This is a genomic window from Stenotrophomonas sp. TWI587, assembly GCF_039674145.1.
Taxonomy (GTDB): domain Bacteria; phylum Pseudomonadota; class Gammaproteobacteria; order Xanthomonadales; family Xanthomonadaceae; genus Stenotrophomonas; species Stenotrophomonas maltophilia_AY.
Genome location: NZ_JBDJMW010000008.1, coordinates 43,363 through 68,637, shown reverse-complemented (window position 1 = coordinate 68,637; position 25,275 = coordinate 43,363). Strand labels below are relative to the sequence as shown.

At 67.0% G+C, this 25,275-nt stretch carries 27 protein-coding genes and 1 other RNA gene; 15 read left to right on the top strand and 13 right to left on the bottom strand.

Features of this window, described 5'->3' with window-relative positions:
* Nucleotides 1-27 precede the first annotated feature (27 nt).
* Nucleotides 28-675, top strand: a complete 648-nt coding sequence (locus tag ABE464_RS14110) for a hypothetical protein (RefSeq protein ID WP_346472482.1) — start codon at nt 28-30, stop codon at nt 673-675.
* Between the two features lie 18 nt (nt 676-693).
* On the opposite strand, the gene ABE464_RS14105 is transcribed toward ABE464_RS14110, so the two are convergent.
* On the bottom strand, nt 694-1,458 hold the full coding sequence (locus ABE464_RS14105) for an alpha/beta hydrolase (protein WP_346472481.1): 765 nt from the start codon (nt 1,456-1,458) through the stop codon (nt 694-696).
* 96 nt (nt 1,459-1,554) lie between these two features.
* On the opposite strand from ABE464_RS14105, the gene ABE464_RS14100 reads away from it, so the two are divergent.
* Complete coding sequence (locus ABE464_RS14100; RefSeq protein WP_346472480.1) at nt 1,555-2,331, top strand: helix-turn-helix transcriptional regulator; 777 nt, start codon at nt 1,555-1,557, stop codon at nt 2,329-2,331.
* Nucleotides 2,332-2,392: 61 nt separating this feature from the next.
* On the opposite strand, the gene ABE464_RS14095 is transcribed toward ABE464_RS14100, so the two are convergent.
* The 10 genes from ABE464_RS14095 to ABE464_RS14050 form a co-directional block, all read right to left on the bottom strand.
* Complete coding sequence (locus ABE464_RS14095; RefSeq protein ID WP_346472479.1) at nt 2,393-2,758, bottom strand: NirD/YgiW/YdeI family stress tolerance protein; 366 nt, start codon at nt 2,756-2,758, stop codon at nt 2,393-2,395.
* 149 nt (nt 2,759-2,907) lie between these two features.
* A complete protein-coding gene (locus tag ABE464_RS14090; RefSeq protein WP_070471144.1) occupies nt 2,908-4,185 on the bottom strand; it encodes a citrate synthase in 1,278 nt (425 codons plus the stop codon).
* Between the two features lie 316 nt (nt 4,186-4,501).
* Nucleotides 4,502-4,762, bottom strand: a complete 261-nt coding sequence (locus ABE464_RS14085) for a type B 50S ribosomal protein L31 (protein ID WP_019183873.1) — start codon at nt 4,760-4,762, stop codon at nt 4,502-4,504.
* Nucleotides 4,763-4,874: 112 nt separating this feature from the next.
* Nucleotides 4,875-5,810, bottom strand: a complete 936-nt coding sequence (locus ABE464_RS14080; RefSeq protein WP_346472478.1) for a nucleoside hydrolase — start codon at nt 5,808-5,810, stop codon at nt 4,875-4,877.
* Nucleotides 5,811-5,897: 87 nt separating this feature from the next.
* Nucleotides 5,898-8,009, bottom strand: coding sequence for an ATP-dependent DNA helicase RecG (gene recG / locus ABE464_RS14075; protein WP_346472477.1), 2,112 nt, complete (start codon nt 8,007-8,009; stop codon nt 5,898-5,900).
* A 1-nt stretch (nt 8,010) separates the two neighbouring features.
* Nucleotides 8,011-8,403: a RidA family protein gene (locus ABE464_RS14070; RefSeq protein WP_121039448.1), complete on the bottom strand. Its 393-nt coding sequence runs from the start codon at nt 8,401-8,403 to the stop codon at nt 8,011-8,013.
* Nucleotides 8,404-8,723: 320 nt separating this feature from the next.
* Nucleotides 8,724-10,883, bottom strand: a complete 2,160-nt coding sequence (locus tag ABE464_RS14065; protein WP_346472476.1) for a bifunctional (p)ppGpp synthetase/guanosine-3',5'-bis(diphosphate) 3'-pyrophosphohydrolase — start codon at nt 10,881-10,883, stop codon at nt 8,724-8,726.
* Nucleotides 10,884-11,040: 157 nt separating this feature from the next.
* Nucleotides 11,041-11,340: a DNA-directed RNA polymerase subunit omega gene (rpoZ, locus tag ABE464_RS14060; protein ID WP_005410877.1), complete on the bottom strand. Its 300-nt coding sequence runs from the start codon at nt 11,338-11,340 to the stop codon at nt 11,041-11,043.
* Between the two features lie 112 nt (nt 11,341-11,452).
* A complete protein-coding gene (gene gmk / locus ABE464_RS14055; protein WP_346472475.1) occupies nt 11,453-12,118 on the bottom strand; it encodes a guanylate kinase in 666 nt (221 codons plus the stop codon).
* Entirely contained in the window at nt 12,115-12,975 is an 861-nt protein-coding gene (locus ABE464_RS14050; RefSeq protein WP_346472474.1) for a YicC/YloC family endoribonuclease, read from the bottom strand. The genes gmk and ABE464_RS14050 overlap by 4 nt, the downstream gene beginning before the upstream one ends.
* 119 nt (nt 12,976-13,094) lie before the next feature.
* On the opposite strand from ABE464_RS14050, the gene rph reads away from it, so the two are divergent.
* From rph to pepQ, 7 genes are all read left to right on the top strand, one after another.
* Nucleotides 13,095-13,823 carry a ribonuclease PH gene (gene rph, locus ABE464_RS14045; protein ID WP_346472473.1) on the top strand — a complete coding sequence of 243 codons (729 nt, stop codon included), beginning with the start codon at nt 13,095-13,097 and terminating at the stop codon, nt 13,821-13,823.
* Nucleotides 13,820-14,209, top strand: coding sequence for a VOC family protein (locus tag ABE464_RS14040; RefSeq protein WP_176988321.1), 390 nt, complete (start codon nt 13,820-13,822; stop codon nt 14,207-14,209). The genes rph and ABE464_RS14040 overlap by 4 nt, the downstream gene beginning before the upstream one ends.
* A complete protein-coding gene (gene rdgB / locus ABE464_RS14035; protein ID WP_346472472.1) occupies nt 14,206-14,799 on the top strand; it encodes an RdgB/HAM1 family non-canonical purine NTP pyrophosphatase in 594 nt (197 codons plus the stop codon). The genes ABE464_RS14040 and rdgB overlap by 4 nt, the downstream gene beginning before the upstream one ends.
* Nucleotides 14,799-16,016: a radical SAM family heme chaperone HemW gene (gene hemW / locus ABE464_RS14030; protein WP_346472471.1), complete on the top strand. Its 1,218-nt coding sequence runs from the start codon at nt 14,799-14,801 to the stop codon at nt 16,014-16,016. Before rdgB ends, hemW begins: the two co-directional genes overlap by 1 nt.
* Before the next feature lie 132 nt (nt 16,017-16,148).
* Nucleotides 16,149-18,632, top strand: coding sequence for a DUF1631 domain-containing protein (locus ABE464_RS14025; RefSeq protein WP_346472470.1), 2,484 nt, complete (start codon nt 16,149-16,151; stop codon nt 18,630-18,632).
* Nucleotides 18,629-18,979 (top strand): PilZ domain-containing protein, encoded by a 351-nt coding sequence (locus tag ABE464_RS14020; RefSeq protein ID WP_346472469.1) that lies wholly within the window; start codon nt 18,629-18,631, stop codon nt 18,977-18,979. Before ABE464_RS14025 ends, ABE464_RS14020 begins: the two co-directional genes overlap by 4 nt.
* 82 nt (nt 18,980-19,061) lie before the next feature.
* Nucleotides 19,062-20,390: a Xaa-Pro dipeptidase gene (pepQ, locus tag ABE464_RS14015; RefSeq protein ID WP_346472468.1), complete on the top strand. Its 1,329-nt coding sequence runs from the start codon at nt 19,062-19,064 to the stop codon at nt 20,388-20,390.
* Between the two features lie 118 nt (nt 20,391-20,508).
* Here pepQ and ABE464_RS14010 read toward each other — a convergent pair whose 3' ends face one another.
* Nucleotides 20,509-21,834: an aminopeptidase P N-terminal domain-containing protein gene (locus tag ABE464_RS14010; RefSeq protein WP_346472555.1), complete on the bottom strand. Its 1,326-nt coding sequence runs from the start codon at nt 21,832-21,834 to the stop codon at nt 20,509-20,511.
* Nucleotides 21,835-21,841: 7 nt separating this feature from the next.
* A complete protein-coding gene (locus tag ABE464_RS14005; protein WP_346472467.1) occupies nt 21,842-22,390 on the bottom strand; it encodes a UPF0149 family protein in 549 nt (182 codons plus the stop codon).
* A gap of 199 nt (nt 22,391-22,589) precedes the next feature.
* Here ABE464_RS14005 and ABE464_RS14000 point away from each other — a divergent pair, with 199 nt between their 5' ends.
* The 6 genes from ABE464_RS14000 to rpiA all read left to right on the top strand — a co-directional run bounded on the left by ABE464_RS14000 (nt 22,590) and on the right by rpiA (nt 25,265).
* A complete protein-coding gene (locus tag ABE464_RS14000; protein WP_346472466.1) occupies nt 22,590-22,811 on the top strand; it encodes a TIGR02449 family protein in 222 nt (73 codons plus the stop codon).
* Nucleotides 22,808-23,107: a cell division protein ZapA gene (locus tag ABE464_RS13995; protein WP_123730298.1), complete on the top strand. Its 300-nt coding sequence runs from the start codon at nt 22,808-22,810 to the stop codon at nt 23,105-23,107. Before ABE464_RS14000 ends, ABE464_RS13995 begins: the two co-directional genes overlap by 4 nt.
* Nucleotides 23,108-23,238: 131 nt before the next feature.
* Nucleotides 23,239-23,423: non-coding RNA, 6S RNA (ssrS, locus tag ABE464_RS13990), on the top strand.
* A 79-nt stretch (nt 23,424-23,502) separates the two neighbouring features.
* Entirely contained in the window at nt 23,503-24,105 is a 603-nt protein-coding gene (locus tag ABE464_RS13985) for a 5-formyltetrahydrofolate cyclo-ligase (RefSeq protein WP_346472465.1), read from the top strand.
* An 8-nt stretch (nt 24,106-24,113) separates the two neighbouring features.
* Nucleotides 24,114-24,590 (top strand): EVE domain-containing protein, encoded by a 477-nt coding sequence (locus ABE464_RS13980; RefSeq protein WP_313213073.1) that lies wholly within the window; start codon nt 24,114-24,116, stop codon nt 24,588-24,590.
* 27 nt (nt 24,591-24,617) lie between these two features.
* Entirely contained in the window at nt 24,618-25,265 is a 648-nt protein-coding gene (rpiA, locus tag ABE464_RS13975) for a ribose-5-phosphate isomerase RpiA (RefSeq protein ID WP_346472464.1), read from the top strand.
* Nucleotides 25,266-25,275: the final 10 nt, after the last annotated feature.

Sequence of the window (25,275 nt, the reverse complement as noted above, 5' to 3'; positions counted from 1 at the left end):
CGTGCAGGTCGCCAAGGAGTACCGGTCATGCATCGAGCCCGTCAGCATGCAGCCACCCAGACCCGTGAGCGTCGCCACCAGCTGGCGCATGAAGCCGCCCGCCTGATGGCCGAGGGCGGCATCCGCGACTATCACCAGGCCAAGCTCAAGGCTGCCACCCGGCTCGGCATCCATGACGATGCCTCCCTGCCCCGCAACACCGAGATTGAAGATGCCCTGCGCGAGTATCAGCGCCTGTTCGCCGGTGCCGACCATGCCGCGCAGCTGCGCCAACGCCGCGAGGCCGCCCTGCGCGCGATGGATTTCCTGCAGGGGTTCTCACCGCGCCTGTGCGGCCCGGTGCTGGATGGCACCGCCGATGCCAACAGCCCCGTGCAGTTGCAGGTACACAGCGACGATGCCGATGCCGTGCAACGCTACCTCGATGAGCATGGCATCCCGGCCGAATCGCGTACGCGTCGGCTGCGGCTGGACCGCGAACGCAGCCTGGATGCGCCGGTATGGGTGTTCAGTGCCGAGGATCTGACCTTCGATATCGCCGTGCTGCCTTACGATGGCCTGCGCCAGCCGCCGCTGTCGGCCATCGATGAGAAGCCGATGCGGCGCGCGTCGGCCGCGCAGCTGCGCGAGCTGCTGGCCGACAGCGAGATCGAGGGGTATCTGGGCCGTCGGTGAGTGTACGCGCGGCCTGCTTCATGTCTTGCCGAACGGGACCAGAAAGCGCTCGATCGCCGCAGCCAAGGCCAGCGGTGTTTCGTTCATCGGGTAGTGACCCGTATTTTCCAGCACCTCCAGGGTCGCCTGCCGATAGCGGCGCAGGTAGGTCCTGTCCATCAGTGCCGCGTTGAACACCGGATCGTGCTCGCCGATCAGCACCTTCACCGGGTGCCGGCCGACGATCTCCGCGCTGAAATCGGTGTCCGCCCAAGCCGGGAAGTACGCCGCGAACGCCTCGGGTGCCGCGTGCTCCATGGAGTGTTGCGCCTTCCAGTCCAGCCACGCGGCGGGCAACCGCCCACCGGTGCTGCGGTCGATGATGCCCCGGCGGATGCTCACGCTGCCCGCGGCCGCTTCAAGCAACTGCCGCGTGGGTGAATCGTAGGCGATGCCACCGCACGGCACGGGCGCCACGGCGACCAGCGCGCGCACGCGATCCGGGGCGAGCACCGCGATCCGCTCGATGGCCATGCCGCCCATCGAGTGCCCAACCAGGCTGAAGGTCTCGATGCCCAGCGTGTCGGCCAAGGTCAGTGCATCGCTGGCGATCTCATCGATGGTGTAGTTGCCACGCACATCGCGCATCCCGCCGTAGCCGCGGCAGTCCATGAACACATAGGTGAACTGCTCACCGGACAACCACGGTTCGATGGGGTCGAACGCGTGCGCGTCGCCAAACCAGCCGTGCAGAACCAGGACAGGATGCGCGCCGGTGCCGACGCGATGAAAGGTATTGGGCATGGCTGCACCGTGCGGGCGTTAGGTTGGGCCGCGATGTTAGGGCGACGGCGCTTGGCCCGCCGTCGATATCAGGCCGATGGCGATAGAATCCGGGCCATGCGCAATACCCTGCTCGATCCCTTTGAAGACCTGCCGCGCGCCGTGGTGGTCACCGCCAACGACTACGCCGCCGGATCCGTCTTCCCCGACCACGCGCATCGGCGCGGTCAGTTCGCGTTTGCCTCGCGTGGCACCATCAGCCTCACCACACCCGAAGGACACTGGCTGGTGCCGCCACAGCGTGCCTGCTGGGTGCCCGCAGGCGTCGCGCACGCCATGGCGATGCGTGGCCCGGTCACGATGCTCAATGTCTTCGTGGCGGCCGAAGAAGTGGCGGCGGTCCAGTTGCCGGTGCGCTGCGGCGTGTATGCCGTATCGGCGCTGCTGCGGCACCTGATGGACGATGCGGTCGATCTGCCGGCACTGTACGAGCTGGAGGGGCGTGCCGGCCGGCTGATGCAGCTGCTGGTCGCGGAGATCGCCGCGATGCCACGCCTGTCACTGCATGCACCGCTGCCCCGCGATCCGCGCCTTCTCCGCGCCTGCCAGCAGCTGTTCGATGCGCCCTCGATCGACGCCACGCTCGATGAGGTCGCCGTCGAGGCGGGCATGAGTCGCCGTACGTTCACCCGCCAGTTTCGTGCGGAAACCGGGGTGGGGTTTGCCGAATGGCGTCAGCAGGCCTGTCTGCTCGCCGCGATTGAACGGCTGGGTGCCGGGCAGCCGGTCACCCGCGTCGCACTGGACCTGGGATACGCCAGCCCAAGTGCGTTTTCGTCGGCCTTCCGCCGCGTGCTGGGGGAATCGCCCAGCCGTTACGCGGAAGTACGCTGAAGATCGCCATACGCTGAACGCAAACGCCCCGCACTGCGGGGCGTTCGACGGTGCAGGCAGATCAGCGTGTGCCGACGATCCGCACATGCTCCACATCGATATCGGTGGGCTTGAAGCGATGCGTATCGACTTCTCCCTGCAGCTCCACCACGGTCGTCGCGCTGACGGGCTGTCGGTCGGGCAGATCCTTGTCGTCGATCTCGACGTCGATCTCGCCGGTGGCATCCTTGAAGCGATAGCGTTCGTGGCCGATCTTGGCGATCAGCGTGCCCTGCAGCACGACGGGCTGGTCATCGCGCTGGTCGCGTGCTTCGGCGACGGTGGTGACCGCGCTGGTCGCGCCAGGGCCGGTGTACTGGGCATGTGCGCCGGCGCTGACCAGGCTCAGCGGTACGGCGATGAGGACAGCAGCAATCAGACGATTCATGAGGGACTCCATGGGCGTGAGGGTGACCGCCAAGGTTGTACCTCGATCGAAGTGAGGCCCATGCAAGAAGTACGAAAACAGGCGCCCGGCGCCACCCAAAAAAAACGCCCCGCAGTGCGGGGCGCTTTCATCACAACCTGCCGGGGCGATCAGCCCTGGTAGTCGCGCACATCGCTGCCGGTGTAGACCTGGCGCGGACGGCCGATCTTCATTTCCGGATCCACCTGCTGTTCCAGCCAATGTGCCACCCAGCCGGAGGTACGGCCCAGGGCGAACATGACGGTGAACATTTCGGTCGGGATCTGCAGCGCCTTGTAGATGATGCCGCTGTAGAAATCGACGTTCGGGTACAGCTTGCGGGCGACGAAGTAGTCGTCCTGCAGCGCGGCCTGCTCCAGCTTGACGGCAACGTCCAGCAGCGGATCCTGCACGCCCAGCTGTTCCAGCACCTTGCCGGTCATCACACCGATGACCTTGGCGCGCGGGTCGAAGTTCTTGTACACGCGGTGGCCGAAGCCCATCAGGCGGAAGCCGGAGGTCTTGTCCTTGGCCTTGAGCACGGCCGATTCGACGTTGTCGGCCGAACCGATCTCTTCGAGCATCTTCAGCACGGCTTCGTTGGCACCGCCGTGGGCCGGACCCCACAGCGCGGTGACGCCAGCGGCGACCGACGCGTACGGGTTGGCACCGGTCGAACCGACCAGACGCACGGTCGAGGTCGAGGCGTTCTGCTCATGATCGGCGTGCAGGATGAACAGCAGATCCAGCGCCTTGACCACGTCCTGGTTCAGCTCGTACTGGCCATCGGCGGACTCGAAGGTCTGCTTCAGGAAGCGGCTGACGTAATCCAGCGAGGTGTCCGGCTTGTTGGCCGGCAGGCCCTTGCCGTGGCGGTAGATCAGGGCCGACAGGGTCGGCACCTTGGCGATCAGGCGCACCGCGGCATGGCGACGCTGTTCGGCGTCGGACAGGTCCAGCGAGGCGTGGTAGATGCCCGACAGCTGCGCGATGGCGGCGGTCAGGATGGCCATCGGATGGGCATCCTTGGCGAAGCTGCCGATCAGCGTGTTGATCGACGGATCCACATCGGCTTCGGCCGCCAGCTCGTCGGTGAAGGCCTTCAGCTGCTCGGCGCTCGGACGCTCGCCGTTGATCAGCAGGTAGGCCACTTCGACGTAGCTCGACTTTTCCGAGAGCTGCTCGATGGGGTAACCGCGATACAGCAGCACGCCCTTGTCACCGTCGATATAGGTGATGGCGGACTTGCAGCTGGCGGTGGCGGTGAAGCCGGAGTCGTACGTGAAGAGACCGGTTTCCTTGGTCAGCTTCGAGATATCGACGCAATCGTTGCCGAGCGTGGGTTTGATGACTGGCAGAACAACCGACTTGTCGCCGGCGTTGAGCGTGACCTGATCAAGATCGGACACTGTGTGCGCTCCTCGAGGGAAGGCGCCCGCCCAAGCGCATGGGTCAGGCACGTGAAGGAAGTCCACGATCGTTATCGTGGATCCCGCCATTATCGCACAGCAACATTTTCGACGCCCTAGGACGGAAGTCGTAGACGCCGGTTGCGGACCCCACCGCAGCCGCTATCCCAGCGCGCGCAAGGGCTCGCGCCAACTCACGGACACAGCGTTCCGTCGGCGGGGCATGCGGGCCTCACCTGGCGTTCAGCAAACCGGAAACAACAAAAAACAACGGCCGCCAAGGCGACCGTTGTTTTCAAGCAGCTGCGTCGACAGATCAGGCTGCGGTCGGCGCCGGCTTGCCGAAACGCTTCTGGAACTTGTCGATACGGCCGCTGGTGTCGATCACCTTGTGCTTGCCCGTGTAGAACGGATGCGAAGCCGAGGAGATTTCAACCTTGACGAGCGGGTACTCGTTGCCGTCTTCCCACTTGATCGTGTCCTTGGTGGACATGGTCGAACGGGTCAGGATCTTGAAATCAGAGGTAACGTCGTGGAAAACCACGTCGCGGTAAGCAGGATGAATATCGGCCTTCATGGGCGCGCACCGTAATAAGGGCTGGTGGTCAAGAGCGGCATTATAGTCCCGGCCGCCGCAAAGGGCAAGCCGGGTCCATCAACCGTGCGAAAGGTCCGCCGCAGCGGCGTCATCAGACGCCGAGTGCCGCCCTCACCTGGGCCTCGAAGCGACCCTGGTCGTAGGCCATCAGCAGCTGAGTGTTGTCAGGCTGCCCGGTCTGGCGGTTCCAGTCGACAATGGTAGCACCCCGGCTGTGCACACCGGCCAGTTCCACGTTCAGGGGACGCGATTCCACCCGCAGCGCGCCTTCCGGCTGGAGCGCCCAGGCCATCGCCAGGGCATCGGCGGCGTACCAGCGCTCGCCACGGCTGTCTTCAGACCACAGGCGGGTCTGGCGCGAGATCAGCTCGTAGAACCGGGCCTTGTCGCTGTCGGCGGCCAGCCACTGCTCCACATCGGCGTGCAGCAGGCCGTGGGCCACGGTGGCTTCCCAATCGGCCACTTCGATGTGCGGGAAGCCGGTGAACACGATGTGCGCCGCCTCCGGATCGAAGGCGATGTTGAACTCGGCGGCCGGGGTGATGTTGCCGTGGCAGGTGACCGCGCCGCCCATGACCAGGAAGCGCTTCACGCGCTGCGGCAGGGTCGGGTCGAGCTTGAGGGCCAAGGCCAGGTTGGTCAGCGGACCGAGCGCGACCAGGAACAGTTCACCGGCGTATTCGTGCGACAGGCGCAGGATCGCCAGTGCGGCGTGCTCTGCTTCGGCCTGGCGCTTGGCGGCCGTCAGGTTGACGTCGCCGAAGCCGTCGGCGCCGTGCACATGGGCGGCATCGACGGAGGGGTGCAGCAGCGGGTCGGCGGTGCCGGCGTAGACCGGCACATCGTCGCGGCCAGCCACTTCGCACAGTTTGAGGGCATTGCGGACCGTGTGGTCCAGGCCAACGTTGCCGGCGGCGATGGTCAGGCCAACGATATCGTGGCGCTCATCGGCAAAGGCCATCAACAGGGCCAGGGCATCATCGACACCCGGGTCGGTGTCGATCAACAGCGGAATCTTCTTGCTCATCGTTGCCGTCTTGATAATCGGCAAGGGACTTTCGCACCCTGTCATGACAAATACAAGGCGGTGCCCTTGGCGCCATGCGGCAGGGCGTTATGCCGACGCGTAGCGCACGGCCGTGCCGATCCAGCGCCGCACCACCTGATCGGCGACGTCAGGTGCCTCCGACAGCAGTCGCTCGGCCAGGTCATGCACGCCCGGGAGCAGATCCGCGTCGCGGGCCAGATCGGCCATCCTGAAGCCGGCCAGGCCGGTCTGTCGTGTGCCCAGCAGTTCGCCCGGGCCACGCAGCTCCAGATCCTTCTCGGCGATCAGGAAGCCATCATTGGTCTGCCGCATTGTTTCCAGCCGCTCGCGCGCCATGTTCGACAGCGGCGCCTGGTACAGCAGCACGCACCGCGACACGGCCGAGCCGCGCCCTACCCGGCCGCGCAGCTGATGCAGCTGGGCCAGGCCGAGACGCTCGGCGTTCTCGATGATCATCAATGAGGCATTGGGGACGTCCACGCCCACTTCGATCACCGTGGTGGCCACCAGCAGATCGATCTCACCGGCCTTGAACGCGACCATCGTCGCCAGCTTCTCACTCGCCTTCAGCCGCCCGTGCACCAGCCCGACGCGCACTCCTGGCAGCAATGCCTGCAGCGATTCGAACGTGGCTTGGGCGGGTGTCGCATCGAGCTCTTCGCTTTCTTCGATCAGCGTGCAGACCCAATAGACCTGCTGGCCTTCGCGGCAGGCCACCGCGATGCGTTCGATCAGCTCCGGCCGGCGATCGTTGTTGAGCGCCACGGTCTGCACCGGTGTACGCCCCGGCGGCAGCTCATCGATCGCCGAGACATCCAGATCGGCGTACTCGGACATCGCCAGGGTGCGCGGAATCGGCGTCGCCGTCATCACCAGCTGGTGCGGCACGCTGCGTCCGTCCGCGCCCTTGTCGCGCAGCGCCAGCCGCTGGTGCACGCCGAAGCGGTGCTGCTCATCGACGATCGCCAGCGCGAGATCTTTGAACACCACACTGTCCTGCATCAGCGCGTGGGTACCGACCACCACCTGCGCCTCACCCGAGGCGACCTCGGCCAGCACCTTGGTGCGCGCCTTGCCGGTGACCTTGCCGGCCAGCCATGCGGTGCGCACGCCCAGCGGTTCCAGCCAGGCGCGCAGATTGTTCATGTGCTGCTCGGCGAGCAGTTCGGTGGGAGCGGCCAGTGCGACCTGCTTGCCCCGCTCCACCGCCAGCATCGCCGCCAACGCGGCCACCACGGTCTTGCCCGAGCCCACATCGCCCTGTACCAGCCGCAACATCGGATGCGCCTTGGCCAGGTCCTTGCGGATCTGCTCGAACACGCGCTGCTGCGCACCGGTCAGCTGGAAAGGCAAGCTGTCGCGCAGCTGCGCAACCAAGGCACCCTGCCCGCGCAGCGACGGCGCGTGATGCGCCTGCAACGCCATGCGCTGACGGCGCAGACTCAAGTGGTGCGCCAGCAATTCTTCAATGGCCAGGCGACGTTGTGCCGGATGCCGGCCCGCGGCCAGCGCCACCAGATCCGCGTCCGGCGGTGGCCGGTGTACGGTCAGCAGCGCACTGCGCAGCGACGGCAGGCCCAGCCCGGACAACCAACCCGGCGGCAACAGTTCAAGCAGGGATTCTTCCGGCAGCTTGTCCAGTGCCAGCCCGATGAATTTCCGCATCGTGGCCGGGCCCACCCCCTCGACCGCCGGATACACCGGATCGAGGCTGTCGCCCAGCTCGTCATCCTCATTGCCGCCCATCACCCGGTAACTGGGATGGACGATCTCCAGCCCGTGATGGCCGGGCTTGGCGGTGCCGTAGCAGCGGATACGCGTGCCCACGGCAAACTGCGAGACCTGCTGGGCGCGGAAATGGAAGAAACGCAGCACCAGCGTACCGTACGAATCGTCCTCGATCGCGACCTTGAGCACCGGCCGATAGCGGAATCCCCGCTCCACCGCACTCACCCGCCCCTCCACCTGCGCCGCCACCCCCGGCTGCAACTGGGCGATGGTGGTCAGCCGGGTACGGTCTTCATAGCGCAGCGGCAGATGCAGCCACAGGTCCTGCAGCGACAACAGGCCACGGGCGGCCAGCTTGATCGCCACCGCCGGCCCGATACCGGAGAGCATCGACAACGATGCCTCCCCGGCCGCGGCCAGCGCCGGTGCAGGAGCCCGTGACCGCGCCACGTCAGGCCTGGTCGAGCACCATCACCGCATCGACTTCGAAGTTGGCGGCCTTCGGCAGACCCGCCACTTCGATGGTCGAACGCGCCGGGAACGGCGCCTTGAAGTAATCCTGCATCACTGCGTTGACCTTGGCGAACTCGCCCAGATCGGTCAGGTACAGGCCCAGACGCACGATCTGATCCAGCGAACCACCGGCCTCTTCGGCCACAGCCTTCAGGTTGTCGAACGCACGACGCGCCTGCGCCTCGATATCGCCCACACCCACGATGTCACCGGTTGCCGGATCCAGCGGAATCTGGCCCGAGAAATACACGGTGTTGCCCGCACGCACGGCCTGCGAATACGGACCAATGGCCGCCGGGGCCTTGGCGCTGGTAATGATCTGACGGGACATGGAAACTCCACGATTCAAAAGGGGGAACGCAATTGTAGCGCCCCCGCGGGTAGCGCCACGCCATGCGTGGACGCCCCCCACCCGCGCAGCGCCAATGACCCATCCGTTCGCGGTAGCCACGCCACCTCTCTCCGCACCCCCGCACGCCTTGGCAGGGAGGTGACGGGTGGGCCGGGGCAGGACCGTGTGTTGCCATGGATGGCAACACACGAGCTTACAGGGACGTACTTGCAGCGGGTCCTGCCCCGGCCTGCCCGTCACCTCCTCCACGCAGCGAGAAGGCGCACGTGAACCGCCGTTGGCGGGTAGCAGTTCGCGCGTTACTGGCGCCTGACCGACTGCACCACCGACAACCGCCGCAGACGCCGCATCACTTCAGCCAAGTGGTTCCGATCGCGCACCTGCACGTTGAAACACAGCACCGCCGCATTGAAATCGCGGTCCAGATAATCCACCCGCTCGATGTTCGAATGGCTCTGCGCGATCGCCGCCGCCAACTGCGCCAGCACGCCGGTGCCGTTCTCCACCTCCACGATCAACGACGTATCGTAGTCACCCGACACCGTCGTATCCCACCCGATCGGCACCCAGCGCTCCGGCGACTTGCGCAGCTCGGCCAGGTTCGGGCAATCCAGCCGATGCACCACGATGCCCTTGCCGGCCGTGTGGTAGCCCATGATGTCGTCACCCGGAATCGGCTGACAGCAGTTCGCGAAGCTGACCACCCCGCGCTCGCTGCCGTTGATCAGGATCTTCTCCTGCGAATGCTTGGAGTGCGCCCCACCGCGCAGCTCCGCATACGCCATCAACGCCTGCGCTGCCTGGTTGGGCATCCAGTTGCCCAGCGCCACTTCGGCCAGCAGGGCCTCCAGGCGCGGATACCGGTGCTCGGCCAGGAACGCATCCAGGCGTCCCTTGGGCAGGCGTTCCAGCGAACTGTCCATCGCCTCCAGCGCACGATCCAGCATCCGATGGCCCAGCTGCACCGCGTCCTCGTGCTCCAGCTGCTTGAGCTGATGACGGATCGCCGTGCGCGCCTTCGAACTGACCACGAACTCCAGCCACTGCGGCTTGGGCGTGGCCGAGCGCGCGGTGATCACTTCCACCGTCTGCCCGCTGACCAGCTTGGTGCGCAGCGGCACCAGCTTCTTGTCCACGCGCGAGGCCACGGCCATGTTGCCCACATCGGTATGCACCGCATAGGCGAAATCGAGCGCCGTGGAATTGCGCGGCAGCGCCAGGATCTTGCCCTTGGGCGTGAACAGATAGACCTCGTCCGGGAACAGGTCCACCTTGACGTTGTCCAGGAACTCCAGCGACGAGCCCGCGGCCCGCTGCGAATCGATCAACTCCACGATCCAGGCATGCGCACGGCTCTGGGCGCTGTTGGGCGAGTCGCCACCGAACTTGTAGGTCCAGTGCGCCGCCACACCACGCTCGGCGATCAGGTCCATCTCCTCAGTGCGGATCTGCACCTCGATCGGCGAGCCATACGGCCCGAACAGCACCGTGTGCAGCGACTGATACCCGTTGGCCTTGGGGATCGCGATGAAATCGCGGAAGCGCCCATCCAGCGGTTTGAAGGTGGCATGCACCGAACCCAGCGCGTGATAACAGTTGAGCACGTTGCGCACCACCAACCGGAACCCGAACACATCCATCACCTGATCGAAGGATTTGTTCTCGTCGCACATCTTGTTGTAGATGCTCCACGGCGTCTTGATCCGGCTGACCAGACGGTGCTCCAGCCCTTCCTTGGCCAGGCGCTGGCTCAACTGCACCTCCACCTGCGCCATCGCCTCGCGGCGCACCACCGGTTGGCTGCGGATGTGTTTTTCCAGGATCGCGTGGCGCCACGGGTACAACGCCTTGAACCCGAGGTTCTGCAGCTCGCTCTTGACCAGGCTCATGCCCAGCCGCTGCGCGATCGGGGCGTAGATCTCCAGTGTCTCGCGTGCGATGCGGCCGCGTGCCTCGCGGCTCTGCGCGCCCAGCGTGCGCATGTTGTGCAGGCGGTCAGCCAGTTTGATCATGATCACGCGCAGGTCGCGCGACATCGCCAGCAGCATCTTGCGGAAACTCTCCGCCGCCGCTTCCTGGCGGTCGCGGAATTTCAGCTTGTCCAGCTTGGTGACGCCATCGACCAGTTCGGCCACCGCTTCGCCGAACTCGGCGGCCAGCTCTTCACGGGTCAGCGGCGTGTCTTCGATGGTGTCGTGCAGGATCGCAGCGATCAGCGCCTCCACGTCCAGGCCAAGCTCGGCCAGCACCTGGGCCACGGCAACCGGATGGGTGATGTAGGGCTCGCCGGACTTGCGGGTCTGGCCGGCATGCGCGGCCGCGCCTACTTCCCAGGCGCGGCGCAGCAGCGGCAATTGGTCGGGCGGCAGATAGTGCGCTGCGCGCTCAAGCTGGAGGACATAGTCGGGTACGGCCGCGCCGGCGGGCGTGGCGACCTTGGCAGTGGGGCCTGGGTTCATGCTCAAAGACTATGCCAGCGGCGTGATATCGGCAAACCCCTGAACAGGGAGTTTCACCTGCAACAACACGCGTGCACCGGATCCACCGGCCGCACAAACGAAACAGCCCGCCAGAAGGCGGGCTGTTCGCAGCAACAACAACGAACGCGCGAGGCGATCAGTCGTCGTTCTTGGACATGTCTTCGTCGGCAACGACTTCGGCAGCGGCCCATTCCAGTGCTTCACGCTCGGCACGCTCGCGCTCGGCCTTCTCGACTTCGTCGATCAGGGCGTTGTCGATCTTGCGGGCGGCAATTTCGCGCAGCGCCAGCACGGTCGGCTTGTCTTCGGTTTCGCTGTTGTCCAGGGTGGCCTGGACGCCATTGGCCAGCTGACGGGCGCGCTTGGACGCCATCATGACCAGTTCGAAACGGTTGTTAACGACTTCCAGACAATCTTCTACGGTGATGCGGGCCATGCGGGCTCCCGGCAGCCGGTGAGGGCTGCTCAATCGAATGAGGGAAAGGGGACGGATTGTACCGGCCAGGGCTGGACAAAATCAAGCCAACCGGCTAGTACCCCGTTGAGAATCAGTCGGTTGTGGCCGGATCCTGGGTCAGCAGGGCCTGGATGAGCCCCGCGTGGCGGACCTTCTGGGCCTCCCGGCGCAGGCGGCTGGCCGTGAAGATGGCGCACAGTTCGTCCACCGCGGTCTCGAAGACCTCGTTGACGATCACGTAGTCGAAGTCGTTGAAGTGCAGCATCTCTTCACGCGCGGCGGACAGGCGCTGGGCGATCACTGCCTCGCTGTCCTGCCCGCGCTTGCGCATCCGGTCCTGCAGCGCCTGCTTGGACGGCGGCAGGATGAACACGGTGACCGTGCCCGGCACCAGCTGACGGACCTGCTGGGCCCCCTGCCAGTCGATCTCCAGCAGCACGTCCTGGCCGGCCGACAGCTGCGGCTCGACCGACTGACGGGCGGTGCCCTTCCAGTCGCCATGCACCCAGGCATGCTCGAAGAAGTCGCCGGCGGCGATCATCCGCTCGAATTCCTCGGCGCTGACGAAGTGGTAGTGCTCGCCATTGATCTCACCGGGGCGCGTGGCGCGCGAGGTGAACGAGATCGACAGGGCGATCTGCGGGTCGCGGGCCAGGGTGGCGTTGACGATGCTGCTCTTGCCGGCCCCGGAAGGCGCGGCGACGATGTACAGGGTGCCGCGCGCAGGTGCGCCGACGGGCGGGATCGGGCTGCTCATTCGATGTTCTGCACCTGTTCGCGGATCTGGTCGATCAGCACCTTCAGCTCGACGGCGGCATTGGAGGTGCGGCTGTCCACCGATTTGGAGCCCAGCGTGTTGGCCTCGCGGTTGAACTCCTGCAGCAGGAAGTCCAGCCGGCGGCCGACCGGCTCACGCTGCTTGAAGACGCGGCGGATCTCGGCGATGTGGCTGCCCAGGCGGTCCAGTTCCTCGTCCACGTCCAGCTTCTGCAGCCACATCACCAGCTCCTGCTCGGCACGGCCGGGATCGACCGGATGCGGCAGGTCGGCCAGGCGGGCGGAAAGCTTGGTGCGCTGGCCTTCGCGGATGAGCGGGATCAGGGTGGTGACCTCGGCGGCGATGCGCTCGATGCTGTCCACGCGTTCCTGGATCGCGGTGGCCAGCTTGTCGCCTTCACGCTCACGCGCGGCGACGAAGCCGTCCAGCGCCGTATCCAGCAGCGCCAGGGCTTCGGCATGCAGCGCAGCGGCATCGACCGCCTCGCCCTGCATCACGCCCGGCACCTGCAACAGTTCGGTGAAGCTCACCTGCAGGCTGGGGAAACCCGAGGACAACCGGGTCGCCAGCTCGCCGAGCTGGCCCAGCAGCGCATCGTTGACCACCAGTGCCCCGGTGACCTCCGGCGCGCGCAGGCGCATGACCAGATCGATCTTGCCGCGGCTGCAGCGGGAAGCGACGCGCTCGCGCAGGTGCGGCTCCAACGCACGCAGTTCTTCGGGCAGGCGCACGCCCACCTCCAGGAACCGGTGGTTGACCGAGCGCAGCTCACAGGCCAGCGTGCCCCAGCGGGTGGCGCGCTCGCCGTTGGCATAGGCGGTCATGCTTCGAATCATGCGGGTTTCCGGTGCTCTCAAAGTGCAAATGGTACCCTAGCGGTCTCCTTAGAGCCTCCTCGCCCGCCGGTCCCCGGCCCGGGCGTGGCCCCGCATCCCCGTCTTACCGGAACTTGAGCATGACTGATTCCCGTCCCAGTGGCCGCCAGGCCGACCAGCTGCGCGAAGTGCGCATCGAGCGCGCCTTCACCCGTCACGCCGAGGGCTCGGTCCTGGTCAGCTTCGGCGAGACCCGCGTGCTGTGCACCGCCACCGTGGAAAACCGCGTGCCGGGCTTCCTGCGTGGCAAGGGCGAAGGCTGGGTGACGGCCGAGTACGGCATGCTGCCGCGTTCGACCCACACCCGTAACGACCGCGAAGCCGCCCGCGGCAAGCAGGGTGGCCGCACGCTGGAAATCCAGCGCCTGATCGGCCGCACGCTGCGCGCCTGCATTGACCGCGGCGCACTCGGCGAGCGCACCATCACTCTGGATTGCGACGTACTGCAGGCCGATGGCGGCACCCGTACCGCCGCGATCACCGGCGCCTACGTGGCCCTGGTGGATGCGGTGAACTTCCTGATCAAGCGCGGCGACATCAAGCGCAACCCGATCTTCGGCGCGGTCGCCGCGGTGTCGGTCGGCGTGTACCGCGGCACCCCGGTGCTGGATCTGGATTACGCCGAAGACAGCGATTGCGATACCGACATGAACGTCGTGATGAACGACGGTGGCGGCTTCATCGAATTGCAGGGCACCGCCGAAGGCCATGCGTTCCGCCGCGATGAACTGGATGCGCTGCTGGCGCTGGCCGAGAAGGGCATCAAGGATCTGTTCGCCGCGCAGCAGGCGGCCCTGGCCCAGGCATGAACCGTCGCATCGCCCTGACCACCCTGGTGGTGGCCGACTACGACGAGGCGATTGCCTGGTACACCGGCGCGCTGGGCTTCACCCTGATCGATGACATCGACCAGGGTGACAAGCGCTGGGTCGTGGTCGGGCCGACCGACGGCAGTGCGGCGGCCTTGCTGCTGGCGCGCGCGAGCAACGACGAACAGCGCGCGCGGATCGGCAACCAGACCGGCGGCCGGGTCGGCTTCTTCCTGAACACCGATGATTTCTGGCGTGACCACGCGGCGATGACCGCGCGTGGCGTGACCTTCCTCGAAACCCCACGCGAGGAGGTCTACGCAACGGTCGCGGTGTTCCGCGATCTGTACGGCAACACGTGGGATCTGCTGGAGCCCAAGCAATGAAACTGGTCCTGGCCAGCGGCAACGCCGGCAAACTCAAAGAACTGCAGGCGATGCTCGCCGGCCTGCCGCTGGAGATCGTGGCGCAGGGCGAGCTGGGCGTCAGTGACGTGCCGGAAACCGGCCTGACCTTCGTCGAGAACGCCCTGATCAAGGCGCGCCATGCCTGCCAGAGCACCGGCCTGCCCGCGCTGGCCGACGACTCGGGCCTGATCGTAGATGCGCTCGACGGCGCACCCGGCCTGTACAGCGCGCGCTACGCCGGCAGCCCGACCAACGATGCCGCCAACAACGCCAAGCTGCTCGAGGCGATGCGCGACGTACCGGCCGATCGCCGCACGGCCCGCTTCTACGCAGTGATCGTGCTGCTGCGCCATGCCAATGACCCGCAGCCGCTGATCTGCGAAGGCAGCTGGGAAGGCGTGATCGTCGATGCGCTGCGCGGCAGCCACGGCTTCGGCTACAACCCGCTGTTCCTGGACCCGGTGCTGGCGCAGACCGCTGCCGAAATGGCGCCGGACCTGAAGAACGCGATGAGCCACCGCGCCAAAGCCCTGCAACTGCTGAAGCAGAAACTGCCCGCCCTGCTCTGATGTCACACGACCACTGCTCCCACCTGCCCGGCGAAGCCTGCACCGGCGATCACGACCACGCCCCGCGGCTGGTAACGCCACCGCTGGCGCTGTATGTGCATCTGCCGTGGTGCGTGCGCAAATGCCCGTACTGCGATTTCAACTCGCATGCGGCCAAGGGCGAGCTGCCGTTCGAGGCCTACATCGATGCGTTGATCCGCGATCTCGATCAGGACCTGCCGCTGGTCTGGGGCCGGGTGGTAAGCAGCGTGTTCTTCGGCGGCGGTACACCGAGCCTGTTCCCGCCGGAGGCCATCGACCGCTTCCTGCAGGCGGCCTCGGCGCGGCTGCGCTTCGCACCGAACCTGGAAGTGACCCTGGAGACCAACCCGGGCACCGCCGAGCACGGCCGTTTCGACCGCTACCGTGCGGCCGGCGTGAACCGGATCAGCTTCGGCATCCAGACCTTCAACGACGCGGCGCTCAAGCGCCTGGGCCGCATCCACGACAGTGGCGAGGCGGAGCGGGCGGTGAAGCTGGCGCAGGACGCCGGCTACGACAACTTCAACATCGACCTGATGTACGCGCTGCCGCAGCAGACGCTGGCCCAGGCCGAGCATGACCTGGAGCGCGCCTTTGCGCTGCAGCCCACGCATATGTCGCACTACCAGCTCACGCTGGAGCCGAACACCGTGTTCTTCGCGCGGCCGCCGCAGGGCATCCCCGACGAGGATTCGGCGTGGGACATCCAGGAGCACGGCCAGCAGATGCTGGCCGAGGCCGGCTACGCGCAGTACGAGGTCAGCGCCTATGCCAAGCCGGGCCGGCAGAGCCAGCACAACCTCAATTACTGGCGCTTCGGCGATTACCTGGGGATCGGCGCCGGCGCGCACGGCAAGATCAGCAGCGGTGCAGAAGAGCACGTGCTGCGCCGCTGGAAGCACAAGCATCCGCAGACCTTCATGGATACCGCCGGCACCTTGGCTTCGATCGGCGGCGACGATGTGATCAGCGCCGAGCGCCTGCCGTTCGAGTACATGCTCAACCTGCTGCGCCTGCATGAAGGGTTTGGCCTGAAGGATTTCGAATCGCGTACCGGCCTGGACCGGGCGCAGATCGCCGAGCCACTGCGCCTGGCCGTGGCCAACGGCTGGATGACCGTGACCGGCGATTACGCCACGCCGACCGAACTGGGCCGGCGCTTCACCAACGACGTGGTCGAGCTGTTCCTGCCCTGACGTTGCGGCTCCTGCCCCGAGGGGCAATGCCGGCCGCTGGCCGGCTCCTGGCCCGCCAGACGGGCCCGTTATGGCAGGGACCCGGCGAAACCGTTAGATTCCGTGTTCTCAGGGGAGCTGGAAGAACATCGGATGTCTGCGCCCGCACCTTCGTCGTCCCAGCCTGACATGACCCGATTTGCGGACGTGGCCGCGCCCCCGCGCGTGCGTCGCCTGCTGGCCGCGCTGCACGGGCTGGCGGTGCAGACCCTCACCACCCCGCTCAAACTGACCATCGTCGAGCTCGAGCGCGAGCTGTTCCGCGATGCCGAGCGGGCGCGCAACAGCCAGATCCAGGCGGACATCTTCGCCCAGGCCCGGCAGCTGCATGAGGTCAACGCGCAGTTCGGCCCGCGCTTTCTGGCCGCGCTGGGCGCCAGCCTTGCGACCCTGCGTGGGCCCCGGCACACCCAGCGTACCGTCCCGACCGAGGTGGCCGTCACCGCCACCGCGCTGACCCTGGTCAACGACACCGACGTGGATCGCGACATCGTCCTGGTCGATATCATCCGCCGCGAAGCGCAGCGCTCGGCCAGCGCGCTGCAATTGCTTGGCCAGCGTTTCGGCGTGCTCGCCGCCGGCCCGGCCTTCGATGTCGACGACCTGCCGTTCGGGCCGCAGGTGTTGTGCCGGATCGTGCGCGACCTGGGTGAGGACTTCGCGTTGGCCCTGGAAACGCAGCTGGCGCTGTACCGCGTGTTCGACCGCCAACTGCTGGAACGGCTGGGTGAGCTGCTGGAGCGCGCCAACATCCTGCTGGCGCACGAAGGTGTCCTGCCCGGGCTGGTCTACACCCCCTATCTGGCGCGCTCGGCCACGACGCGCCGGATCATCACCGGCCCCGAACGCGGCCTGCCCGGCGCCCGTGGCGGCGCCGCCGCACGCCCGTTGACCGGCTGGAACGGCAGCGCCCCCAGCGCCGGCTGGGCAGCCATGACCCAGGAAGCCATGGCGATGGCGCCGCCGGCCGCCGGGCCGGCCGACCGCACGCCCACCGATGACGGTGCCGCGGCCGCGGCGTCGGCGTCGGCATCGACGCCTGCATCGTCGACGGCCACCCACGCCTCGCCTGCGGCGGCCGACCTTGGCGCCCCGGCGATGTCGGCCCTGCACCAGTTGCTGGGTGCGGCCCGCCAGGCGCATGCCGCCGGGTCGGTGCCGGGCGGTAGCGCGATGGCCGCGCAGGCCGTCGCGCCGCCGGGTGAGGTACCCGGGCATCCCACCAACACCGCGTTCCTCGCCCCCGAAACTCCCGCCGCTCTGGCCGTTCCCGCTGAGGCCGTGCACGCCACGCTGGCCAAGCTGCAGACCCAGGCAATTGCCCCGGGCGGAGCGCGCCGCAGCATGGCCGATCTGCACAACGCCCTGCTTGCCCAGGTCCGCGCGGACCATGGCGCGCAGGCGGCCTTGACCGTCAAGGACAGCGACACCTTCGATCTGCTGGACATGCTGTACGGGCAGATCCAGCGCGAGGTCCGGCCCGAGGCCGTGGCCGCCGACCTGCTGACCCGCCTGCAGGTGCCGGTCGCCCGTGCTGCGTTGTCCGACCCGGCGTTCTTCGTGCGTGACCAGCACCCCGCGCGCGAACTGCTCAATGCGGTGGCCGAGGCCGGCGCCAACTGGCTGGGCGAGGAAGACGTGGACCCGCAGTTGGTGCAGAAGCTCGGCCACGCCGTTGATCAGGTGGTCAACCAGTACGACGGCGATGTGGCGGTGTTCGACACCGCCAACGAGGAAATCCAGCAGCACTTCCGCGCCCTGGCCCACAAGGCCGAACTGGCCGAGCGGCGGCATGTCGAGGCTGCCCGCGGCAAGGAGCGGCTGGAAGCGGCCAAGCAGCAGGCCAGCACCAGCATCGAGCAGCTGTGCGCACAGGCCGCGCCCCCGCGCTTCGTGCAGGCCCTGCTCAAGCAAGCGTGGTCGGACGTACTCACACTCACCCTGCTGCGCAACGGCGAGACCTCGCCGCAGTGGCAGCAGCGCCAGCAGGAAACGGCCCGGATCGCCGAGGTCACCTGTCTGGCGCCCGGCGCGGCCGAGCGCGATGACGTGCTGGGCAGCGAAGTCGAATCGGCCCTGCTGCAGGTCGGCTATCACCAGGACGAAGCCGCCGCCATCGCGCGGCGCCTGTCCACGCCCGGGGGCGAGGACGATAGCAGCTCGCGTACCGAACTCACCGCACGCCTGCGCGCCCGCACCCGGCTGGGCGAACAGGCCGACGCCAGCGACCCGCGCAAGGTCGCCCCGCTCGCGCGCAGCACCGCCGAGGACGACTGCTATCGCCAGCTGCGCACGCTGCCGTTCGGCACCTGGTTCGAATTCACCACCAACCAGCAGGGCGATGTGCGCCGGCAGCGGCTGTCCTGGTACAGCCTGATCACCGACAACGCCCTGTTCGTCAATCAACGCGGGCAGAAGGTCGGCGAGCATTCGCTCGATGCCCTGGCACGGCTGATGGCACACGGTCAGGCGCGGATCGTCACCGAAGACAAGGGCAGGCTGATCGACCGCGCCTGGCAGGCCACGTTGCGCACCCTGCGCTCGCTGGCCGGCAGCCCTGCGGAGAACGCCGGATGACCACACCCGATACCCGCCGCGCCCCGCGCCGCCAGGTGACCGAGCTGGTGCCCGTCACCGACCAGATGGCCGAGACCGTGATCGGCCGGCTCGGCAATGTCTCCGAGACCGGCATGCTGATGCTGGCCTCGGTGCCGATGCAGGACGATGCGCTGTACCAGCTGCAGTTCACCATCGCCGGGCCACAGGGGCAGCCGCTGCTGATCGAGGTGGGCGTGCACCTGCTGTGGAGCGAGCAGACCCATGCGCCGGGCCAGGCCTGGGTGGGCTTCCGCTTCCTGACCCTGGCGCGCGAAGCACGCGAGCAGCTGCGGCAGTGGATCGCCGAGGAAACTTCGGCAGTGTGAGCGCCGGTTCCGGCACAGCACCGACGGCGCGATTACGGCAGAATCTAGGGCTGCATTCCGCACTGTCAGCGAGCTTCATGCCATGAACCAGCCAGACCTCGGCGCCCTGTATTCCCACCATGCCAGCGTGATGCGCCAGCGCGCCGATGAAGCGCTGGCCCGTGGCGGCTTCGACCATCTGGTGATTCCCAGCGGCACGCAGCACTACCAGGCCTTCGACGATCGCGATTACCCGTATGCAGTGAACCCGAATTTCAAGGCCTGGCTGCCACTGACCAAGCTGCCCAACAGCTGGCTGGTGTACACCCCGGGGCAGCGCCCCACGCTGATTTTCTACCAGCCCTTCGATTACTGGCACGTGGTGCCCGATGCACCGAATGGCTGGTGGGTCGAGCATGTCGACATCAAGATCATCCGTAAACCCGAGGATGCCCTGGCGCTGCTGCCGAAGGACGCGACCCGCTGCGCGATTCTCGGTGAGCCGCAGAGTACGCTGGGCGCGTTCGTGCCGAACAACCCGGCGCCGGTGATCGATTACCTGGACTGGCAGCGCGGCTACAAGACCCCCTATGAAATCGCGCTGATGCGCGAAGCCCAGCGACTGGGCGTGCGCGGCCACCGTGCCGCCGAGGCCGCGTTCCGCGCTGGCGCCAGCGAGTTCGAGATCCACATGGCGTACTGCCGTGCGGTCGGCCAGGACGCCAATGAGCTGCCGTACGGCAACATCATCGGCCTCAACGAACACGCCGCCGTGCTCCATTACACCGATCTGGGCCGCAGCGCGCCGGCCCCGCTGCGCAGCTTCCTGATCGACGCCGGTGCCAGCGCGTACGGCTATGCCAGCGACATCACCCGCACCTACGCGGCGAGCGGACATGACGAATTCCAGGCCCTGATCGACGCGGTGGACGCGGCCCAGCAGCAGATGGGCGCCGCCGTGCGTGCCGGCGTGGATTACAAGCAGCTGCACATCGACGCACACCTGTCGCTGATGGGCATCCTCAAGGACTTCGGCGTGCTCAACGTCTCGCCCGAGGCGGCGTTGGCCACCGGCGTCAGCGCGGCCTTCTTCCCGCATGGTCTGGGCCATCTGATCGGCCTGCAGGTGCATGACGTGGCCGGCTTTGCGGCCAGCGACCGCGGTGGCCGCATCGAGCGCCCGCAGGGTCATCCGTACCTGCGCATGACCCGCGTGCTGGAACCCGGCATGGTGGTCACCATCGAACCGGGCGTGTACTTCATCGACATGCTGCTGGACGAAGTGAAGCAGGCGGGCAATGGCGCCAGCATCAACTGGGACCGCGTGGACTTCTTCCGCCCGTATGGCGGTGTGCGGATCGAGGACGAGGTGCTGTGCACGGAAGGCGAGGCCGACAATCTGACCCGCCCGGTGTTTGCAGCCGCCAGCTGAGGGGGAATGCGGGTGCCGGCCAGCGGCCGGCACTACCGGTGTGCTGCACCGCACGGCCACCGGTGCCTTCGTCACGCACTGCGCAGCCACCCATGGGGTGGCTCTACCCTAAAGCGGATCAGCGCCTGGCCATCGCTTCTTCGATCTCATCGGCACTGCGCGCCAACGCAGCGGTCAGCACCTGATGGCCGTCCTCGGTGATCAGCACATCATCTTCGGTGCGGATGCCGATGCCACGCCAGCGCGCGTCCACGCTGCGGTCATCCGGTGAGACATACAGGCCCGGCTCGATGGTGAACACCATGCCCGGCTCCAACATCCGCGAATCCCCCGCCAACCGGTAATCGCCCACGTCGTGCACGTCCAGGCCCAGCCAGTGCCCGGTCTTGTGCCGGTAGAAACGCTGGTAATGCGCTTGGGCGATGTTCTCTTCCAGCGTGCCCTTGAGCAGGCCCAACCGCAGCAGACCTTCGGTCAGGGTTTCCACCGCGGCCAGATGGCCGGCTTCGTACGCATTGCCCGGCCGGGCCTGGGCCAGCGCCGCGGCCTGCGCCGCACCGACCAGATCATGCAGCGCGCGCTGTTCGGTGCTGAAGCGACCGTTGACCGGGAAGGTCCGGGTGATGTCACTGGCGTACCCGCGGTACTCGGCACCGGCATCGATCAGGACCAGCTCGCCATCCTGCGAGCGCGCATTGTTGTCGCGGTAATGCAGGATGCAGCCGTTGGCACCGGCACCGACGATGCTGCTGTACGCCGCACACGCATCATTGGCCCGGAACACGCGCTCCAGATCGGCCTGCAGTTCGTACTCGTGGATGCCGGGCGTGGCCACGTGCATCGCGGCACGGTGGGCCTGCACGCTGATGTCGGCCGCGCGCTGCATCAGCGCGATTTCCGCCGTCGATTTGAACAACCGCTGCTCGTGCAGCAGGTGGCCCAGCTCCAGGAATTCATGCGGCGGCTGCGCGCCATGGCGCACCTGCGAGCGCACCCGGTTGACCCAGCCGATCAGCTTGAGATCGAACTCGGCATCGCGGCCGAAGTGGTAGTACACCCGCGAGCGCCCTTCCAGCAGGCCGGGCAGGATGTCGTCCAGATCGTCGATCGGGTAGGCATCGTCCATACCGTACCGGGACACCGCCCCTTCCTGGCCGGCGCGCGCGCCGTCCCAGGCTTCGCGGTCGGCGTCGCGCTCGCGGCAGAACAGGATCACCTCGCCATGCCGGCGGCCCGGAATCAGGACCAGGACGGCCTCCGGTTCCGGGAAGCCGCTCAGGTACCAGAAGTCCGAGTCCTGGCGGAACGGGTAATGCGTATCCAGGCTGCGCACCCGCTCGGACGCGGCCGGCAGCACCAGGATCGCGTCATCGCCGGCCATCTCCATCAACTGCTGGCGGCGACGTGTGTATTCGGCGGCGGAGATGCCGGTCAGCTGCCGGATATCCATCTCAGTTCAGACGCTGCCGATGGCGCGCGGCCATGACGCAGTCGCCGTGCAGGAGCAGCACCGCCACGCGGATGAACTCTTCGATCTCGGCCAGCGCGTCTTCGTCATCGTCGTTGCCGCTTTCGAAGTCTTCGCTGGAGGCCTGGGCCAGCTTGGCCAGATCGGTCAGGGCCTCATCCCCTTCTTCGGACAACGCCGGGCGGTTCTGGCCCGAGCCCAGCCCGAAGCCGCCCAGGAACGCACGTGCCCAGGTGAACAGGGCATCGGCCTGCGCAGCGGTATCGGTGGCATCGCTGAGCAGCAGTTCGAACGCGAAATCGCGGTCTTCCATCTGCGCCACGCTGGCATCGAGCAGGCGCGCCAGGGCGTCACCTTCGGCCGGGGTCGGCAGGTTGTCATCGGCCAGCACGCGGGCCGGCCATTCACGCACCGGCGCACCGCCGGCGGACAGCCAGCCGCACAGGCCGCCGTGCAGTTCAGCGGCGCTGGCGCCCAGGCCCAGGGCCTGGCTGGCCTGGTTTACGTCGTCGACACTCGGGAGTTCGGTCATCTTGGGGCTCGATCAGATAAAGGTGCCACCGCAGCCGATCACTACGGTTTGTGAGCGCGACAGTGTAGCAATCCGTCCGTGTCCGCCGGGTTGCGGCGGGCGTCTGCGGGGCCCGTCCCTGCGCCGCGGGGCCGACCGTCGGCAGGCCCCGGCAATATTCGCTTGACCGGCCCATCTGCCCTTGCCTATCGTGCCGGACATGGAACCCGCCGATGCCATCGCCCAATTGCAGGCCTTCGCCGCCCGGGTGGAGGCGTTGCTTGAGCGCAACCAGCGCCTAGCCGAGGAAAACCGCAGCCTGCGCCACCAGCAGGAGCAACTGGTCGGCGAGCGCTCCCAGCTGCTGGCCAAGAACGAGCAGGCCCGCTCCCGGGTCGAAGCGATGATCACCCGCCTCAAATCCCTGGAGCAGCACACATGAGCCAGACCGAACCGGTCAGTGTCCGCATCCTGGATCGTGAATACACGGTGGGCGTGGGCGCCGAGGAGCGCGAGAGCCTCACCGCCGCCGCCCGCCTGCTGGACGCCAAGATGCGCGAGATCCGGGGGAGCAACCGGATGGCCGCGGTGGACCGCGTCGCGGTGCTGGCCGCGCTGAACCTGGCCCACGAGCTGCAGCAGCTGCGCGACGAGCACGCCCGGCAGGCGATCGCGCTGCAGCAGACCCTGAGCGATCTGAATCGGCGCCTGGATCGGGCGTTTGACGGCGCAGGTTGATCCACGCATCGGTTCCACGCGGTGTTTGATTACACACGTGCATCGCGCGGCCTTCATCGATCTGAATTGACATGCAATTGGGCCGACGAACGGACTGGTCGAATCGCACAAGAGGGCTATAATCCTCGTCGCGTTCTCTGCTGTGAACGACGGCGTGTGCAAACATTCGCCTTGTCCCTTAATTACGACCACGGGTGCGCGACGGCGCCGGGAGTGCAAGTCCGCCTTGTAGCGGGAAGCCCGATGGAACCCCAGCGTACCCACTTGAACCCCGGGTTCAAGGTCGTTTCGCATGCATCGTCACGGCGGAGAATGCAATATTCCAGCAAGAGCGGCGTTCCCATGGGACGTCGCTCTTGTTTTATCCGCTTCCCCCGCACGCTCCGGACCCAGGCATGACCGACCCGCGCTCCGCACTGCGCCAGCAGTTGCGCCAACGCCGCCGTGATCTCCCCGCCGCCGTGCGCCTGGCCGCCGCCGACCACCTGGCCGATGGCCTGCTCGCCCTTTCTTTCGCGCCTGCGCAGGGCCACGTCGCCGGCTACTGGGCGATGGATGGCGAGATCGCACTGCACCGCTGGCAGATGCAGCTGCCTCCCGGACTCACCTACTGCCTGCCGGTCCTGCACGAGAAAACGCTGCGCTTCGCGCCGTGGCGGCCCGGGCAGGCACTGACCACCAACCGCTTCGGCATTCCCGAACCCGACCTTCCGCTGGAAGACACCCTCGCGCCGGAACAGATGGCGATGGTCGTCGCACCGCTGGTTGGTTTCGACGCACACGGCCGCCGGCTGGGCATGGGAGGCGGCTGGTATGATCGCAGCTTCGCATTCCGCCACCAGCGCCCGGCGCCGCCGTGGCTGGTCGGGGTCGGCTTCTCGGTCCAGCAGGTCGATGATCTGCCGGTACACCCGTGGGACGTCGCGGTGGATGCGATCTGCACCGACGCGACCACCCTTGTTCCTGTACCGGCCGATGGCCGGCACCTACCGCGATAAATCCACGCATGACCGCACGCAAGCGCTACTGGCTGATGAAGTCCGAACCGGACGCCTTTTCCATCGATGATCTGCAGCGCGTGGGCCGTGAGCCCTGGAACGGCGTGCGCAACTACCAGGCGCGCAACTTCATGCGCGATGGCATGAAGGTCGGCGACGGGGTGATGTTCTACCACTCCAACACCAAGGTGCCGGGCATCGTCGGGTTGGCAACGGTCGCCAGCGAGGCGTATCCGGACGACACCCAGTTCGATCCCGGATCCGATTACTACGACGCCAAGGCAACCCGCGAAGAACCGCGCTGGATGCTGGTGGACGTGGCCTTCGAGCGCAAACTGCGCGACACGATTTCGCTGGACGAGATCAAGCTGCACGCCGATGCGCTGGGCGAAGGATTCCCGCTGACCGCGCGCGGCAACCGCCTCTCGATCCTCCCGGTGACTGCCGCGCAGTGGAAGCTGCTGCTGTCGCTGGAAAAACACTGACCCCCTTCCCTCCAAGAGTTGCCCGCCATGTCCGAAGCCAAGCGCCTGGCCGCTGAAAAAGCCATTGAATACGTCGAAGACGGCATGATCGTCGGGGTCGGCACCGGTTCCACCGTGGCCTACTTCATCGATGCCCTGGCCAGGATCCAGCACCGCATCAAGGGCGCCGTGTCCAGCTCGGACCAGAGCACCGCACGCCTGAAGCAGCACGGCATCGAGGTGCTCGAGCTCAACCATACCGGCAACCTGTCGCTGTACGTGGACGGGGCCGACGAGTGCGACGGCAACAAGAACCTGATCAAGGGCGGCGGCGCCGCGTTGACCCGCGAGAAGATCATCGCCGAGGCCAGCGAACGCTTCGTGTGCATCATCGACCCGAGCAAGCAGGTCAAGGTGCTGGGCAAGTTCCCGCTGCCGGTGGAAGTGATCCCGATGGCCCGCAGCCTGGTCGCCCGCCGCATCATGGACATGACCGGCGGCCAGCCGACCTGGCGCGAGGGCGTGGTCACCGACAACGGCAACGTGATCCTGGACATCCACCACCTGGAGATCACCGACCCGGTCAAGCTGGAGCGCGAGCTCAACCAGCTGCCGGGCGTGGTCGCCGTTGGCCTGTTCGCGCGCCGCCCGGCCGATGTGGTGATCATCGGCGGTGAGCCGCCGATCGTGATCTGACCCCGTGGCC

Bases quoted from the DNA above. Each gene is read 5' to 3' on its own strand.
- ABE464_RS14110 (WP_346472482.1), top strand. From the start codon at position 28: ATGCATCGAGCCCGTCAGCATGCAGCCACCCAGACCCGTGAGCGTCGC.
- ABE464_RS14105 (WP_346472481.1), bottom strand. From the start codon at position 1,458: ATGCCCAATACCTTTCATCGCGTCGGCACCGGCGCGCATCCTGTCCTG.
- ABE464_RS14100 (WP_346472480.1), top strand. From the start codon at position 1,555: ATGCGCAATACCCTGCTCGATCCCTTTGAAGACCTGCCGCGCGCCGTG.
- ABE464_RS14095 (WP_346472479.1), bottom strand. From the start codon at position 2,758: ATGAATCGTCTGATTGCTGCTGTCCTCATCGCCGTACCGCTGAGCCTG.
- ABE464_RS14085 (WP_019183873.1), bottom strand. From the start codon at position 4,762: ATGAAGGCCGATATTCATCCTGCTTACCGCGACGTGGTTTTCCACGAC.
- ABE464_RS14080 (WP_346472478.1), bottom strand. From the start codon at position 5,810: ATGAGCAAGAAGATTCCGCTGTTGATCGACACCGACCCGGGTGTCGAT.
- ABE464_RS14070 (WP_121039448.1), bottom strand. From the start codon at position 8,403: ATGTCCCGTCAGATCATTACCAGCGCCAAGGCCCCGGCGGCCATTGGT.
- ABE464_RS14065 (WP_346472476.1), bottom strand. From the start codon at position 10,883: ATGAACCCAGGCCCCACTGCCAAGGTCGCCACGCCCGCCGGCGCGGCC.
- rpoZ (WP_005410877.1), bottom strand. From the start codon at position 11,340: ATGGCCCGCATCACCGTAGAAGATTGTCTGGAAGTCGTTAACAACCGT.
- gmk (WP_346472475.1), bottom strand. From the start codon at position 12,118: ATGAGCAGCCCGATCCCGCCCGTCGGCGCACCTGCGCGCGGCACCCTG.
- ABE464_RS14050 (WP_346472474.1), bottom strand. From the start codon at position 12,975: ATGATTCGAAGCATGACCGCCTATGCCAACGGCGAGCGCGCCACCCGC.
- rph (WP_346472473.1), top strand. From the start codon at position 13,095: ATGACTGATTCCCGTCCCAGTGGCCGCCAGGCCGACCAGCTGCGCGAA.
- ABE464_RS14040 (WP_176988321.1), top strand. From the start codon at position 13,820: ATGAACCGTCGCATCGCCCTGACCACCCTGGTGGTGGCCGACTACGAC.
- rdgB (WP_346472472.1), top strand. From the start codon at position 14,206: ATGAAACTGGTCCTGGCCAGCGGCAACGCCGGCAAACTCAAAGAACTG.
- hemW (WP_346472471.1), top strand. From the start codon at position 14,799: ATGTCACACGACCACTGCTCCCACCTGCCCGGCGAAGCCTGCACCGGC.
- ABE464_RS14025 (WP_346472470.1), top strand. From the start codon at position 16,149: ATGTCTGCGCCCGCACCTTCGTCGTCCCAGCCTGACATGACCCGATTT.
- ABE464_RS14020 (WP_346472469.1), top strand. From the start codon at position 18,629: ATGACCACACCCGATACCCGCCGCGCCCCGCGCCGCCAGGTGACCGAG.
- pepQ (WP_346472468.1), top strand. From the start codon at position 19,062: ATGAACCAGCCAGACCTCGGCGCCCTGTATTCCCACCATGCCAGCGTG.
- ABE464_RS14005 (WP_346472467.1), bottom strand. From the start codon at position 22,390: ATGACCGAACTCCCGAGTGTCGACGACGTAAACCAGGCCAGCCAGGCC.
- ABE464_RS14000 (WP_346472466.1), top strand. From the start codon at position 22,590: ATGGAACCCGCCGATGCCATCGCCCAATTGCAGGCCTTCGCCGCCCGG.
- ABE464_RS13995 (WP_123730298.1), top strand. From the start codon at position 22,808: ATGAGCCAGACCGAACCGGTCAGTGTCCGCATCCTGGATCGTGAATAC.
- ABE464_RS13985 (WP_346472465.1), top strand. From the start codon at position 23,503: ATGACCGACCCGCGCTCCGCACTGCGCCAGCAGTTGCGCCAACGCCGC.
- ABE464_RS13980 (WP_313213073.1), top strand. From the start codon at position 24,114: ATGACCGCACGCAAGCGCTACTGGCTGATGAAGTCCGAACCGGACGCC.
- rpiA (WP_346472464.1), top strand. From the start codon at position 24,618: ATGTCCGAAGCCAAGCGCCTGGCCGCTGAAAAAGCCATTGAATACGTC.